Source organism: Nostoc sp. (assembly GCF_036919595.1).
In the GTDB taxonomy this organism is placed as follows: Bacteria; Cyanobacteriota; Cyanobacteriia; order Cyanobacteriales; family Nostocaceae; genus Nostoc.
Genome location: NZ_JBALCO010000184.1, coordinates 1 through 14,686 on the forward strand (window position 1 = coordinate 1; position 14,686 = coordinate 14,686).

Here is a 14,686-nt window from a genome sequence, read left to right on the forward strand (position 1 = left end):
GGGATGAAGGGGCTGCCGTCGGCAGCCCCTTCATCCCCCTTTAAAACGATTATCATTATTGTTAATGGAATAGTTTATTCTCTGGAAGTCCCTTATTAGCAGATAAATAGTCTTGTAAATCTTGGTTTATGGACTTAGATATATCCATTCCCGGAAATATTGGAGGTGTAACAAAAATACCTCCAACTTTTCTTACTTTCTGATATAAATTAAATTTTAATTCACTCAAAACAAGAAGTAACTGTACTGTTCTAATACGATCATCATTAAGCCATAAATCTATATTTTCTTTAAAAATCTTCTTTTTATTCTTAAGATCATCTGATAATTCAGGAAGTCTTTTACAAATTATTTTAGAATCTTCAGAAAACTTTTCTACAGCAAACCATGAATTTAATATTTCTTCAGTGCTTTGTGAAGCTTCAGTTGCTCGTCTATACCAGTCGGTAGAAGCAAGCCATTTTGCTACAGTTGGATGACATATATCTTCAGAAGATATCCACTGACCAAGCCTTTGGTGATTATTTTGCGAGTCAATAGAGTTATATCTAATAGTGTGTGGCTTATTCCTGCCTTTAAAGCTAAAAGCTCGAATTTCTCCTTGAGAATTACAAATAACCCAATCACTTGATAAAATAATAGCCTGGTCTTTCCTATTTCGTGTTGAGAGAACAGCTATTGTTCTTTCAGCCATTTGTTGGGCTTTAATTTTCATGAATTTACTATCTACACCTCGGATATCCACTGCAACACAGTAATCCGAATTATCTTCAACAGTTATGCTTATAATCTCATTTACTTTAATATATTTTCCATCTATTTTAGGACGATATAGTTCAACTTTGCCTATATTAATTTTGTTTTTGAATTCCACACCTGTTATCTTGAAAATAACTTTATAAGTTTGAGGTTCTAGACAATAAATTTCTCTTAAAAAATTAAGTCTCTGTTTAATACTTGAAGACTCATAATATGTTCTAAGTTCTTCCTTATGTTCATCAACTGATTTTGTATCTCTTGATGGTGAGCCAAATAGGGTAGGGTATAAATTGACTTGCTCAGGATCTGTTCCTATATCTTCAAATTTTTGAAATTGATGATATAATATTGATTGTAATTCCAACATTCCCTTAAAATTAAATAATAGAATTATTGTATCTACAATAAATTCTATATGATTATGATTTAAGTCTTTTTCAAGTACTTTTTCGTATAAAAGGTTAATAACTTGCCTAAAGCTATTTTCTGACGTTATTTTTTCTTCTATACGTTGAATTAATATTAAAATATCCTCTAATTCAAATTTACTTTTATTGTCGGATAAAGCTTCAGTAATTAAATTTAGTTCTCGATCTACTTCTCTTGTCCAGGTTTGTCTAATTCTATCTAGATCATCAAGTTGTTCTTTTTTAAAACTACAGTAAGTAGAAAATTGAATTTTAAAGAACTTTTTTCCGAAAGCATTTTGAGAAAATCTATTTTTATTATTCTGTATCTCTTCACGCAAATCGTGTAAAATTAATAATATATGGCGACTATAAGCTCCTTTTTGGTTGTTTTCAATAGCCTCGCATCTTTCCCACCATATTTGTTGTAAATTCTCAATATTTTTGATCACATGTTCAGGCGCATTTGATAAAGTAAAATCCATTTTCTTCAGTTAATATCAAAAAATTAATAATATAATCTTAATCCCAAAAAGAAGGAAGAGTTACAGAATTCATAACTTTTCAGAGTTCATTGGTTTTGTAAGTTCTTCTGCAATCTCTCTTTTAGCAGATTGGGCAGATGCAATCAGTTGTTGAGTTTTCTTAAATGATTTATCCCATTTCAATTCATCTTGCAAATCTTCCAGGTACTCTCGGAGATGTTCTGCAACTCTTTCTTACACATCTTCAGATAAAGATTCCATCATCTTAATTACAGTAGCGATCGCTGGAGATGACATAATCAAATTTCCCTTATCAACTTTCCCTGTCTATTTTACTAAAAAAACTCAATCAAATTACCTATTGTAGTGATGAAAGCGATCTGTTGCCAAAGTTCTACAAGGACGAGTACATCTGTTGTTTCTCCCTCTGTGTTGGTGACATAACGAATCTGGCTTTCAATTTGTGCGATTATCATTATGGTTATTTCTCCTGTCATGCTTTTTTGCACCAAATCGCTTTTTACATTAATCATCAAACAGCATCGTGTATTTTTAGCGATAGGTTAGGCTACGCGTAGACGCAGAGCGGCTTGTCGTAGACATCGCACCCCTAAACTATAATTTTAGCGGCTTTATTTAGGGTAAATTTTTGACTTGACTGGGAGCATCCCAACCCACATTCCGCACCCCCAACTGTTAAAAAAGATTCTCAAGAGAAAAAATGGGAGATTGCTAATTTAATTAAATCAACCTAACGAGGAAGACGAAATCCTCAAAAAGCTGTTAGTTAATAACTAGTGACTTTTTGCCAAACATGATTTTGATAGCAGACGAATTGTGATGAATACAGCTAATTTTCCGTGGCTGACGACGATTATTCTGTTTCCGATAGCGGCGTCGCTACTTCTTCCCATCATCCCTGATAAAGAAGGCAAAACAGTGCGCTGGTACTCCCTGATCGTAGGGCTGATAGATTTTGCACTAATTGTTTATGCTTTTTATACTCAGTATGATTTCTCCAATCCAGGTTTGCAGTTGGTGGAGAGTTACCCCTGGGTACCCCAACTAGATTTGAATTGGTCAGTAGGGGCAGATGGCTTATCCATGCCCCTAATTATTTTGACTGGATTCATTACCACACTGGCGATTTTAGCAGCTTGGCCTATTACCTTCAAGCCCAAGCTATTTTACTTCTTGATTTTGGCGATGTATGGCGGTCAGATTGCCGTGTTCGCTGTCCAGGATATGCTGTTATTTTTCCTGGTGTGGGAACTGGAACTAGTACCGATATACTTCCTGCTGTCGATTTGGGGAGGTAAAAGGCGGCAATATGCAGCGACCAAATTTATTTTATACACCGCTGGCGGTTCGCTGTTTATTTTGCTGTCTGCCCTGACAATGGGATTTTACGGCGATACGGTGACGTTTGACATGCGATCGCTCGCCTTAAAGGACTTCGCCCTAAATTTCCAACTTGCCCTCTATGCTGGCTTCCTGATTGCCTACGCCGTCAAGTTGCCGATTATTCCCTTGCACACCTGGCTACCTGATGCCCACGGGGAAGCTACAGCCCCTGTACATATGTTATTGGCAGGGATTCTCCTGAAAATGGGCGGTTACGCCTTAATTCGGATGAATGCCCAAATGCTCCCCGACGCCCACGCTTTCTTTGCGCCAGTATTTGTAGTTTTGGGGGTAGTTAATATCATCTACGCTGCCTTGACATCCTTTGCCCAGCGCAACCTGAAGCGAAAAATTGCCTACTCCTCAATTTCTCACATGGGCTTTGTGATGATTGGTATCGCCTCCTTCACCGATTTGGGTTTAAGTGGGGCAGTGTTGCAAATGGTTTCTCACGGGTTAATTGGGGCGAGTTTGTTCTTCCTCGTTGGCGCAACTTATGACCGGACACACACCCTGATGTTGGATGAAATGGGTGGTGTCGGTAAGAGAATGCCGAAGGTTTTCGCCATGTTCACCACTTGTTCAATGGCTTCTTTGGCATTGCCAGGGATGAGCGGTTTTGTGGCAGAATTAATGGTGTTTGTCGGTTTTGCTACTAGCGATGCTTATAGCTCTACCTTCAAAGTCATTGTGGTGTTCTTGATGGCAGTAGGAGTAATTTTAACTCCGATTTATCTGCTGTCGATGTTGCGGGAAATTTTCTACGGAGAAGAAAATAAGGAATTAGTTTCTCACCAAGCTTTGATAGATGCTGAACCTCGCGAAGTATTTATCATTGCCTGTTTGTTAGTGCCAATTATTGGTATTGGTTTCTATCCGAAATTGTTGACTCAGATGTACGACGCCACAACTGTACAATTGACAGCAAGATTGCGTGATTCTGTGCCGACATTAGCACAGCAAAAAGACGAAGCACTAAAGGTTTCTTTGAGTGCGCCGTCAATTGCTAATTAAATTGCGATCGCTAATTTAGTTGAAATATTTATTACTTTGAGGGCAGGTTTTCTACCTGCCCTTTTTTGATGTACATTGCTTGGAGGCGATCGCTAATACCAATTCTGTAATAGATTACCTACAATCTATCTAAAATAAGATTTGGCAAAACCGCTCATGTTAAACTACAATCCGCTACATTGTTTGCCATCTTCCGAAGAATTACCCGACTCAGATGATACCGCTGTGGATAATGAACTACAAAATTTAATTCCCGGCTTGCTGAAAATGACACTAACTTTGGTTTGGTGCGATCGCTGGGATTGGTTCTTTGGTGTTGAGATGGGTATTTATTATAACCTAGATAAACCAGCCATTGTCCCTGATGGGTTTCTCAGCTTAGGAGTTAAACGCTTCATTCATGAGGACTTGCGCCTAAGTTATGTGCTGTGGGAAGAAAATAAACTGCCGATTTTAGCACTAGAAGTTGTTTCCCAAATATATCGGGAAGAATATAGCAGCAAGAAAGAATTGTATGCTAAAGAATTAGGAATTTTGTACTACGTTGTATATAGTCCCCTTCGGCGTAAAAAGCCGCCTTTGGAGGTGTATCGCCTAGTTGATGGGGAATATATTTTAATGTCAGGAAATCCTGTTTGGCTACCAGAGATTGGTTTAGGAATTGGGCGAGAACGAGGAATTTATCAAGGTATAGTGCGGGAGTGGCTGTACTGGTATGACGAGGAAGGGCAAAAATTGTTGACACCAGAAGAACGCATCAGAGAAGCGGAAGAACGCGCAGGTTTTAAAGAACAGCAATGTGTCGCAGCAGAACAACAAGTGAAAATGTTAGTGGAAAGGTTGAAGGCGTTTGGTGTTGATCCAGAAACTCTGTCATAGATTCACCAAGCTTTGTAATTTCCGCTGCCTTCATGTTAATTAGCTTCCTGGGTAGGGAATTATATCTATAAAGTAACTGATAGCTTGACGGTATAAATCGTAAAGGCTGGTTGCTCAATAAATATATTTACCAGAACCTTCATCTGATGCGATCGCAATAGTTGGGCTGCCTGTTCAATCCACAAATTAAAATCTGCTGTATAAATTCCACTCATAGACGTTTTTGATCAGCTGCATAGCTTCGTAGACAATAATTCGCATTCCTCGAATACAAGGCTTACCTCCTCGTTTTCCTTGTTCGATTGTAATAATATTTTGGTACTGCAAGCTATTCAAACCTTAAAAATTTTCATCATCAACAAAAAATTCGGCATCGTCTTCCAATCGAGAATTACGCTGTCCAAAACTAGCAAGGCCCCAAAGAGGTTGCAGCAGTGCCATACCAATTAACCCTACACCGGCACTAAAAGCTAGCACTAAACCCATTGGTATCTGAATCGATTGGAATGTTAAGAATTTTAACGATACGGGTGTAGCATTTTGGACTGAAATAATTGCGATCGCTATTACCCAAACCGCTACAACTAAAGATGTCAAAAAAGGAGCGATTTTCATAGTTTGAAAAAAGTTAGGAGTTAGGAGTTAATAATTCTTAACTTATAACTCCTAACTCCTAACTCTAACTGATTAAACTGCTACTGCCTCTAGTTTAGCAATGGCACTCTCTAACTCTTGGGCGATTTGAGTAAGTTTTTCGGGAGTGTTGGTTTCTAGATAGACGCGCACTAGTGGTTCTGTGCCAGAAGGACGCAGTAAAACCCAGCTACCCTCTTCTAAATACAGCTTAATACCGTCTTTACGCCCCACTTCCTTGACTTTAATTCCTGCTACCTCTGTAGGTGGATTTTTGGTAAAAGAGTCGATGACGGCGGTTTTGTGCGCCTCTGTGAGGTGCAAATCAAGACGGTTGTTGTAAAGTGGGCCATCGGCTTCAGCGATCGCTTCCTTAACCAACTGACTCAGAGGTTTGCCTTCATAGGCGATCGCTTCTGCCACCAGCATATCGGCTAATACCCCGTCTTTTTCGGGAATATGCCCAATAATACTCAAACCACCTGATTCCTCTCCACCAATTAACACGGCAGTTTCGCGCATTTTTTCGCCGATGTATTTAAAACCAACTGCTGTCTCATAAATTTGCAGCCCATTTTTAGCAGCGAAATTATCCAGCAGGTGGGTTGTAGCGACAGTGCGGACTATCGCGCCGGTTTTACCTTTGTTTTTGATTAAATGACGTGCTAGGAGTAGCAGCACAGTATTAGGAGTAAGGACGTTTCCTTGTTCATCGACGATGCCAAAGCGATCGCTATCTCCATCCGTTGCCAAGCCCAAATCAGCTTGATCGCGAAGTACTGCTTCCACTAACTCTACTAATTGTTCTCCTTTGGGTTCTGGCATTCCACCGCCAAATAAAACATCCCTCCAATCGTGAAAACTTTCTAACTGAACGCCACTATGTTGCAAAACTTCATCTAAATAGCCGCGAGAGGTAGAATAGAGCGCATCGTACTTTACCTTTAAATTAGCGCTTTTAATCCGTTCTACATCAAGTAGGGTGTAGATAAATTGCAGGTAATCTGGTTTGGGATCGAAAATAGAAATTGAACCCGATGGGTTGCTCCCAGGCAACTCATCCGATGCACTTTCGATATTTGCGACAATAGTATCAGTAATCTCTGGAGTGGCAGGCCCAGCATAATCGGGTATATATTTAATTCCACAGTAGGGTGCTGGATTATGGCTAGCAGTAAACATTAACGCCCCTGCGGAATTTAGGTGGCGGGCGTTGTAGGCAATTACTGGTGTGGGGCAATCCCGATCAGTAATTTTGACAGTCCAACCCAAATCTGCCAGGACTTGGGCCGCTGTTTGAGCAAACTCGTCAGCTAAAAAGCGAGTATCGTAGGCAATAAGTACTGGTCTATCTTTTGTGTAGGCTGTTTCTAAGTAAGTGGCGATTGCCCTTGTTACTTTCCGCACATTTGGGAAAGTAAAGTCATCGGCAATAATCCCTCGCCATCCATCGGTGCCAAATTTTATCTTGCTGGACATTTTTGCCACTTGCTCCCGTACATTATCAGTACTATTAAAGCTTCCCGCAAAGCGTGTGTAGCAGCAAGTATTCTCCGAAGTTCTTTTCTAAGGAAGTCTTAGGTTAAACTTCTCCCTATCGTATTTTTTCTCACTGTTTCTGAGCAATGTCAACCCCCGATCGACCTTTTGCCAGTTATCACCTTTGGTCTCTAGTTGCCCCAGCAACCGGGCAAGAACGCTGGCATTGCCAGATGAGACGGGGGTTTATCAAAGCACGGCAACACGAACCACTGGTCAAAGCGCTATTAGCGCAAGCCACCGCACCCCAGAGGATTGGGATACTCGCCCAAAAAGGTGTTTATGAGTTTCATCATCACAGACATCTGTTGAAGCAAGCAGATGGTGTAGAAAGAGTTGCACAGTTACTGAAATTAGACAACTCAAGCAATCAAGTCCAGCAACGCGTCTTGCAAATTTTAAAAAAATATCACGATGCTCCGTTGCTTTTGGATAAAGATATTATCCAATTAACTCCGGGCGATGAAGGCTTTCCTAAACCGATAGTAATTGAACAAGAAGATTATTGCTTTCGCTTATATGCGGCTATGGACTGCGTTTTCATTGAATCTGATAACACTTTACATATTTTAGATTTCAAAACTGGTAAGTCGGCTTTTGACCGACGACAGGCATTAGTTTATTTATTAGCTGCTCGTTATCTTTATCCAGGACGGCAAGCGGTTGCATCATTTTATAATTTAGAAATATGTAAAAAGTCAGAGTTAATTAGCATCAATAATAGTGAATTAGAATCCTTAAAATTCGAGTTAGCTAATGTTGCTCACAAGCATCAGCACGATTTGCAAAAGTATCAGGAAAAAAATACTAATTTCAGTAAAATTTTCCCTCCCAATCCTGGCTCTCACTGCCGCTTTTGCCCATTTAACTCAATCTGTGATTTTGCCGATTTTAAGCGAACTCAATCATATCCACTGCCCAGTTTAAGAGTTAATAGCTAATTGGTTTACCTCTTTATCTTGGTTCAATTTTCAAAACAATCTACTAAATACTCATATTTTTACTGACCTGATTTTCTTCTTCGATCAGGCAACCTAGATGTAAAAGGTTATTTGAAAAGTATTCAGGTAGCGAATTTATTGGTGGATTATTGTCATCTTATTATTAATTTTATATGTTCGTGCCATGTCTATTTTTGAGTACTACAGTCTTCGTCAAGTAACTTCTCAGCAACTGCTTTATAGCCGCTTTGGGTGTCACTTTGAGTATTCAAAATGTAAAATCCTCCCTGTTTTCTTCCTACTACAGCTATACTTTGCTCCTCCATTTTTGTTTGACCTACGAATTCCTTTACAAGCAAGAAAGGGTTATTAGAATCACTAAGAGAATCATTTTTTAGCAATCTTATGCTATAATTATTACCCTCTAAATTTACATATTTTTGGGATTGAAATCTGTCCGTAATCTCACGAGTTTTTTCACTTTTATCAAGTTCATCACTAACTACTTTCTTAATACAAGACATATGAATGTGTAATTGATCTTGATGACGAGCTTGTTTGGAATTAATAGCTAAACCAATTTGTTCTGGGTATTTTACCTGAGGTGCTTTTGAGCGGATGTAGTCTTTATCTGTGGCTTTTTTCCATGCATACTGCCAATAATTCCGTGAATTTGACTGCGATATTTGAGGGGCTTCTATACCTGAAATTTTATCAGTTGGGACTAATAAATAGTCCACTGGTTTACTGCCGTTTGCAACGACATACTTATTGTTAATATCGACATACACACATGGATCTGGTTTGTGTATTTCTCGCTGATTTGTAATACATTTTTGAACTTTGTTCCAAAGCAAATCTCTAGGAACATTCTCTGTCATTTGTGAATTTGAAGTAGTAGTTAAGCTCAGTTCAATAAAACAGGTTAAGAAAACAATAAACAAGTATTTACTTCTGTACTTTCTAATATTAAACTTGCCTAGATTTATCAAAAATGAATTCATTAAGTATTTAGAGTCCAATAATTTTAATAAGAAATTACTTTTCATTGGCTACTTTTGTTCAACTATCGCAACACTTTTGCAGTCTATCAGGATAAAGGTATTATTTCAATAAAATTATTGCCGTTACTTTTGCTTAGAGGGCAAAAGCGCTAGAGACATATAGCGATTCTCGTTTGGATGCAACAGGCTGTAGGGGCACACAGCTAGCTGTGTATTGGTATCAACTATCAACTTAAGCTCAAGCGCTTGTCCCACAGCCGTTCTACCCCACCCTTCAATCCCTTACCCTTATTAAGGGAGTGAAAGCTTTGCTAACGCAAAGCTAGGGTGGGGTGACTCTGGATTGATTGATAATTGAGTAAGTTTGCTCTAACGTCATTACAAGGTTTTTACGTTAAGTTGACATTAGTGACATCTGTGCGCCCCTACGAATGGTGTGTATTTTACCCAATTGAGAACTGCTATAGGTGCAGCCCAACCCAGGCATCAAAACGAAAAACCTGGTTTTATTGAGAATTTTAAAATGTAATTGATAATTAAACCGGAAATAATGCCCGATGTCCCAATTTAAAAAGCTGGTAATTCTTTAAGAATTGTGAACCGAATATGATTAATCGCCAAATCGCCAATGGGGATATCTTCTTTGGTTAGCCGCTCACCTTGGCTTGTCACGGTTTCAAAGGTGATACCTTTACCAATTTCAATATGATACCAGCATAAGCCCATAAAAAAGCGCGTCGGATAAGGACCACCTTCAGCCACATCGTCAGGATTTGATTCCATTGGCAACCAGCCAAAATTCGGGACGTAGAACTCCAGCCAAACATGATTAAAGTCGGGTTGTAGCGGCACTCCTAGTAAGTCACTATGGGGAGGACATTTGTACCTACCTACAGTCCGACAAGGGATGCCATTTAAACGGGATAAGGCAAGTAAGACGCCGACATATTCGCCACAGGAACCAACGCCCCGTTCTAAAACTGTATCTGGCGGGTCAATGTAAGGTTTAATACCGTAGGATAACTGATCATAAACATAGTTGCGGATGCTGTGCATTTTCCGCAACACATTGGTTTCAGAACCAATCGCTTCTCTGGCGGCACGGCGGACAATGGTAGTATCCATTGCTAAATCGTCGTCATCCACTAGGTAGCGCCTTTGCAATTCTGGGGATAGCTTAGGTATATTTTCTACATCTTTGGGTGTGATGCGATACTTAATTCCTCGAACTTCCAAAAGTGCCTTCCAGCCAAATATATGCCGTTCTCCTGGAGCAAGAGAATCAAATTTAAAGACTGCTACACGTTGCCCTTCTACTACTTCTTCGGTAAAGGGTATACCAATAGGTTCAACGTGTTTCACCTTTTGACGCTCAGTTTCCGAGGGTAGGGCGATGCGCCATTCCACATCAGGTAAATAAACCTCGTCTAAGGGTGCAATTTCCTCAGCATAGGACATTTCAATGAGATAGCCATTAGAGAGGGCGTAACGCTTATCTGGTTGGTAATGATAATACAGGGGATGAATAAAAGTGCGATCGCGGAACGTTAGCTCATGACTCGGGTCAGCATTTGGGTTGTCCCGGATATAAGGCTCCTCTGAGGCGTAAGCGACGTAAATACTTTCTTTGCCTGTTTCGCCATTTTTATGGATTGCTATGCCTGTAGGAGATTCAAAGGGTGTCAGGACACTGAATTGAAGTTCTCCCGTTGCCCTGTCCATCGCGTAAACTGATTGTTCGGTGCGATCGCAAATCCACAGCATTTCCTGACTCACTGCCAAATTCTCTATCCCAACTCCAGGGGCATAAAACCGGGTAATCTCTTTTCGGGTTTCGCGGTCATAAACCAGAATATAGCCCTGCCTTTGGCAGCTGACATAAATTGTTGTTTCCCAAATAGCAACGCCATCAGCCTCATAAGGCAATGTCACAAAATGTTCTAGATCCAAAGCATTGAGCTTGCACAAGTAAACACTATTTTCTCGGCTTACCCACAGGGTATCTTCCCACGCTGCCAGACCAGTGACATCGGTAAATTCTTTAACTTGATGGGGATTGAGAATTTTGCTGTTGTCAGAGGTGGGATCAATCTCTAGTAGATGCCCTTTAATACTGTCAATGGCAATCAGTCTGTCTTTAATGAAAGTAATGCCACACAGGGTAGCAGCAGTAAGCGGTCGAATTGTTTTTTGCCCAAACATCTGGCTTGTGGTCACAGTGGGGGGTGTGAAACTAATATTAAGCATATTTATTGAATGGTTTAGCACGCCGAAGCAATTCAAAATTCAAAATTCGGCTGGAAAAGTTTACTAGGTGAAGAAACATTAGTAGCACACCAGTTCGCTTGAGCATGGGTAAATACGCAAGCGACTGGCTCAACTTTGGGCAAAATTAAAAATGTTCGCGTAACGGATCGTAGAGAAGAAATGCAATCGTGCCATGCATTTTGCCTATTAAGCAGATGTGAATTAAAAATAACGGCCTCAAATTAATTGTGACATATGCTATGTAACAAAGCTTCCAAGCTTTATTACTCATAATTATCGGGACAAACTTTTCCGAAAAACTCTTTCGTGAGAAATAATACTATCTGAAAAAAGGAGAAATTTACAAATGTTAAGAATTACAGATCCACTCATGCAACTAGGCGATCGCCTTAATGTAACTTTAGGAAATGGAATTCCTGCCATCACTAAATTATGATCGAATTTTGTAACCATTTCCTGTGACCCACACGATGTCTGCTAATTCTCTGCCTGAAGGTGCCGCCGTTTGGCATAGTTTAGAAGTTAATAAAGCGCTAGACCTGCTCGATAGTAACGCAGACAGTGGCTTAACATCCCAAGATACTCAACAGAGGTTGCAACAATACGGCCCCAACGAATTAGAAGAAACTGCTGGCCGTAGTACTTGGGAAATTCTGCTGGATCAGTTCAAGAACATTATGTTGTTGATGCTGATTGGCGTAGCTCTGATTTCTGGGTTTTTAGACCTGATGCGTTTGCAGTCGGGCAATTTGAAGCCTGGTGAAGTGCCATTTAAAGATACGATCGCTATCTTAGCAATTGTCATCCTCAATGGCATACTCGGCTACGTCCAAGAAAGCCGTGCCGAAAAAGCATTGGCAGCCCTGAAAAAAATGACCTCTCCCTTAGTGCGGGTCATCCGCGACGCTAGACTGGTGGAGATAGCAGCTAAGGAACTAGTGCCAGGGGATGTAATGCAGCTGGAAGCTGGGATGCAGATAGCCGCAGATGGACGCTTGATTGAAGAGTCTAATTTACAAGTCCGTGAGTCGGCATTGACTGGTGAAGCCGAAGCGGTGAATAAACAAGCATCACTAAAATTGCCGGAGGAAACATCATTAGGCGATCGTCTAAATGTCGTGTTTCAAGGAACTGAAGTAGTCCAAGGACGAGCCAAAATTCTGGTGACTAACACCGGAATGACTACAGAACTAGGCAAAATTGCCACCATGTTGCAGTCGGTGGAAAGTGAGCCGACACCTTTACAGCAGCGGATGACTCAACTGGGCAACGTCTTGGTTACGGGTTCTTTGATTCTCGTGGCGGTCGTCGTCGCTGGCGGTGTGATCCAGGACAGAGGTTTTAAAAACATCCAAGAACTCTTGGAAGTTTCCTTGAGTATGGCGGTTGCTGTAGTGCCAGAAGGTTTACCTGCGGTAATTACCGTCACCCTGGCACTGGGAACTCAACGAATGGTGCGACAGAATGCCTTAATTCGCAAATTGCCAGCTGTGGAAACATTGGGTTCTGTAACTACCATCTGTTCTGATAAAACCGGTACCCTGACTCAAAATAAAATGGTGGTGCAATCGGTTTCCATTAACAACAAAACCTTTTGCGTTACTGGAGAAGGTTATGTTCCCACAGGGGATTTTCACTTAGATGGTCAAAAAATTTCCCCAGAGGAGTCGCCAGAAATCTCAGCATTATCAGTCGCCTGTGCTGTTTGTAATGATTCAGTGTTGCAAAAAGAACAAGGGGAATGGGCAATTTTGGGAGATCCCACAGAGGGGGCATTGTTAACACTGGCGGCAAAAGCGGGAATCGAAAAAGACCAGTGGAACAGTAAATTAACTCGCGTTGCAGAGTTTCCCTTTTCCTCGGAACGCAAGCGGATGAGCGTGATTTCTCAGGTGCAGGAAGTCGCGACAGGTGAAGCGTCTTCGAGAGGTGTTGACCCAGCTATCGCTGGTTTTCTCCAATCTGAACCTTACTTAATGTTTACCAAAGGTTCTCCAGAATTAACCTTGGGACGTTCCACTCAGATTCATTTGGGCAATCATACAGCCCCCTTGACCGAAAAACAACGCCAGAAAATTTTGGTAGAAAATGACCAAATGGCGAGTAAAGGTTTGCGGGTGCTAGGTTTTGCCTACAAACCCCTGGCACAGATCCCACCGGAAGGTTCAGATGAAGTATTTGAGCAAGACTTGGTGTGGCTGGGATTAGTGGGAATGCTAGATGCACCACGCCCAGAGGTGAGGTTAGCAGTTCAAGAGTGTCGGGACGCAGGCATTCGCCCAGTGATGATTACTGGTGACCACCAGTTAACAGCACGAGCGATCGCTACCGATTTGGGAATTGCCCAAGAAGGCGACCGCCTGCTCACAGGTCAAGAGTTGCAGCGAATGACTGACCAGGAATTAGAGCAAAACGTTGACCTGGTAAGCATCTATGCCAGGGTTTCCCCAGAACACAAACTGCGAATTGTCCAGGCATTGCAACGCCGGGGCAGATTTGTGGCGATGACAGGTGATGGCGTCAACGATGCCCCAGCCCTCAAACAAGCTGACATTGGTATTGCAATGGGCATCACTGGCACCGATGTCAGCAAAGAAGCCAGTGATATGGTGTTACTTGATGATAACTTCGCCACCATTGTCAGCGCCACCAAGGAGGGTAGAGTTGTTTACACTAATATTCGCCGCTTTATCAAATACATCCTGGGCAGTAACATTGGCGAAGTTCTGACAATTGCATCTGCACCCCTAATTGGTTTGGGAGGCGTTCCCCTTACCCCCTTACAAATTCTATGGATGAACTTGGTCACAGACGGTTTACCAGCTTTGGCATTAGCTGTGGAACCTCCAGAACCGGATGTGATGAAACGTCCACCTTTTAGTCCGCGCGAAAGTATTTTCGCTAGGGGATTGGGTTCTTACATAATTCGCATTGGTATAATATTTGCCATTATCACCATTGCCTTGATGTGGTGGGCTTATCAACATACCCATGCCGCTGGGTATCAGGGCGATCGCGATGCTTGGAAGACAATGGTATTCACTACCTTGTGTATCGCCCAAATGGGTCATGCGATCGCTATTCGCTCCAACAACCGATTGACCATTGAGATGAATCCCCTTTCCAATATATTTGTACTAGCAGCAGTTGTTGTAACCACGATTTTGCAACTGATGCTAGTTTACGTCCCACCCCTGCGAGATTTCTTTGGTACTCACTACCTGAATATGCAGGAATTGGGGGTTTGTATTGGCTTCAGCGCCTTAATGTTTGTGTGGATTGAAGCGGAGAAGATATTTTTGCGGATTATGGGCAAGAAGGCTGTCTAAGAAGGAGATTTTAGATTTTAGATT

Annotated in this window: 11 protein-coding genes and 2 pseudogenes; 4 read left to right on the forward strand and 9 right to left on the reverse strand. The window is 41.2% G+C overall.

The window, feature by feature from the left end:
* Positions 1-61: 61 nt before the first annotated feature.
* The 3 genes and pseudogenes from V7K21_RS28235 to V7K21_RS28245 form a co-directional block, all read right to left on the reverse strand.
* A complete protein-coding gene (locus V7K21_RS28235) occupies positions 62-1,651 on the reverse strand; it encodes a hypothetical protein (RefSeq protein ID WP_335179075.1) in 1,590 nt (529 codons plus the stop codon).
* A 69-nt stretch (positions 1,652-1,720) separates the two neighbouring features.
* Positions 1,721-1,948 (reverse strand): annotated as a pseudogene (locus V7K21_RS28240) (hypothetical protein).
* A gap of 38 nt (positions 1,949-1,986) precedes the next feature.
* Positions 1,987-2,127, reverse strand: a complete 141-nt coding sequence (locus V7K21_RS28245) for a hypothetical protein (RefSeq protein ID WP_335179076.1) — start codon at positions 2,125-2,127, stop codon at positions 1,987-1,989.
* Positions 2,128-2,491: 364 nt separating this feature from the next.
* On the opposite strand from V7K21_RS28245, the gene ndhD1 reads away from it, so the two are divergent.
* Together ndhD1 and V7K21_RS28255 are read left to right on the forward strand one after the other, a co-directional pair.
* The gene (gene ndhD1, locus V7K21_RS28250) at positions 2,492-4,069 is read left to right on the forward strand and encodes a photosynthetic/respiratory NAD(P)H-quinone oxidoreductase subunit D1 (RefSeq protein WP_335179078.1); all 1,578 of its coding nucleotides are present in this window, start codon (positions 2,492-2,494) and stop codon (positions 4,067-4,069) included.
* A 156-nt stretch (positions 4,070-4,225) separates the two neighbouring features.
* Positions 4,226-4,948: a Uma2 family endonuclease gene (locus V7K21_RS28255; protein WP_335179079.1), complete on the forward strand. Its 723-nt coding sequence runs from the start codon at positions 4,226-4,228 to the stop codon at positions 4,946-4,948.
* Positions 4,949-5,013: 65 nt separating this feature from the next.
* Here V7K21_RS28255 and V7K21_RS28260 read toward each other — a convergent pair whose 3' ends face one another.
* From V7K21_RS28260 to V7K21_RS28275, 4 genes and pseudogenes are all read right to left on the reverse strand, one after another.
* Positions 5,014-5,163 (reverse strand): hypothetical protein, encoded by a 150-nt coding sequence (locus V7K21_RS28260; RefSeq protein WP_335179081.1) that lies wholly within the window; start codon positions 5,161-5,163, stop codon positions 5,014-5,016.
* Between the two features lie 10 nt (positions 5,164-5,173).
* Positions 5,174-5,275 (reverse strand): annotated as a pseudogene (locus V7K21_RS28265) (DUF433 domain-containing protein); the annotation flags it as partial.
* Positions 5,276-5,287: 12 nt separating this feature from the next.
* Positions 5,288-5,563 carry a LapA family protein gene (locus V7K21_RS28270; RefSeq protein WP_335179083.1) on the reverse strand — a complete coding sequence of 92 codons (276 nt, stop codon included), beginning with the start codon at positions 5,561-5,563 and terminating at the stop codon, positions 5,288-5,290.
* Positions 5,564-5,635: 72 nt separating this feature from the next.
* Positions 5,636-7,060, reverse strand: a complete 1,425-nt coding sequence (locus V7K21_RS28275) for a phosphoglucomutase/phosphomannomutase family protein (protein WP_335179085.1) — start codon at positions 7,058-7,060, stop codon at positions 5,636-5,638.
* Between the two features lie 146 nt (positions 7,061-7,206).
* On the opposite strand from V7K21_RS28275, the gene V7K21_RS28280 reads away from it, so the two are divergent.
* Positions 7,207-8,061 carry a PD-(D/E)XK nuclease family protein gene (locus V7K21_RS28280; RefSeq protein ID WP_335179087.1) on the forward strand — a complete coding sequence of 285 codons (855 nt, stop codon included), beginning with the start codon at positions 7,207-7,209 and terminating at the stop codon, positions 8,059-8,061.
* A gap of 188 nt (positions 8,062-8,249) precedes the next feature.
* Here the strand turns inward: V7K21_RS28280 and V7K21_RS28285 are convergent, their stop codons facing one another.
* A complete protein-coding gene (locus tag V7K21_RS28285) occupies positions 8,250-9,110 on the reverse strand; it encodes a CDP-diacylglycerol diphosphatase (RefSeq protein ID WP_335179089.1) in 861 nt (286 codons plus the stop codon).
* Positions 9,111-9,632: 522 nt separating this feature from the next.
* Complete coding sequence (locus V7K21_RS28290; protein WP_335179091.1) at positions 9,633-11,312, reverse strand: transglutaminase family protein; 1,680 nt, start codon at positions 11,310-11,312, stop codon at positions 9,633-9,635.
* Positions 11,313-11,803: 491 nt separating this feature from the next.
* Here V7K21_RS28290 and V7K21_RS28295 point away from each other — a divergent pair, with 491 nt between their 5' ends.
* Complete coding sequence (locus V7K21_RS28295; protein ID WP_335179130.1) at positions 11,804-14,662, forward strand: cation-translocating P-type ATPase; 2,859 nt, start codon at positions 11,804-11,806, stop codon at positions 14,660-14,662.
* Positions 14,663-14,686 lie beyond the last annotated feature (24 nt).

Coding starts and splice junctions, on each gene's coding strand:
- V7K21_RS28270 (WP_335179083.1), bottom strand. CDS start 5,563: ATGAAAATCGCTCCTTTTTTGACATCTTTAGTTGTAGCGGTTTGGGTA.
- V7K21_RS28235 (WP_335179075.1), bottom strand. CDS start 1,651: ATGGATTTTACTTTATCAAATGCGCCTGAACATGTGATCAAAAATATT.
- V7K21_RS28285 (WP_335179089.1), bottom strand. CDS start 9,110: ATGAAAAGTAATTTCTTATTAAAATTATTGGACTCTAAATACTTAATG.
- V7K21_RS28260 (WP_335179081.1), bottom strand. CDS start 5,163: ATGAGTGGAATTTATACAGCAGATTTTAATTTGTGGATTGAACAGGCA.
- V7K21_RS28295 (WP_335179130.1), top strand. CDS start 11,804: ATGTCTGCTAATTCTCTGCCTGAAGGTGCCGCCGTTTGGCATAGTTTA.
- V7K21_RS28280 (WP_335179087.1), top strand. CDS start 7,207: ATGTCAACCCCCGATCGACCTTTTGCCAGTTATCACCTTTGGTCTCTA.
- V7K21_RS28290 (WP_335179091.1), bottom strand. CDS start 11,312: ATGCTTAATATTAGTTTCACACCCCCCACTGTGACCACAAGCCAGATG.
- V7K21_RS28255 (WP_335179079.1), top strand. CDS start 4,226: ATGTTAAACTACAATCCGCTACATTGTTTGCCATCTTCCGAAGAATTA.
- ndhD1 (WP_335179078.1), top strand. CDS start 2,492: ATGAATACAGCTAATTTTCCGTGGCTGACGACGATTATTCTGTTTCCG.
- V7K21_RS28245 (WP_335179076.1), bottom strand. CDS start 2,127: ATGATAATCGCACAAATTGAAAGCCAGATTCGTTATGTCACCAACACA.
- V7K21_RS28275 (WP_335179085.1), bottom strand. CDS start 7,060: ATGTCCAGCAAGATAAAATTTGGCACCGATGGATGGCGAGGGATTATT.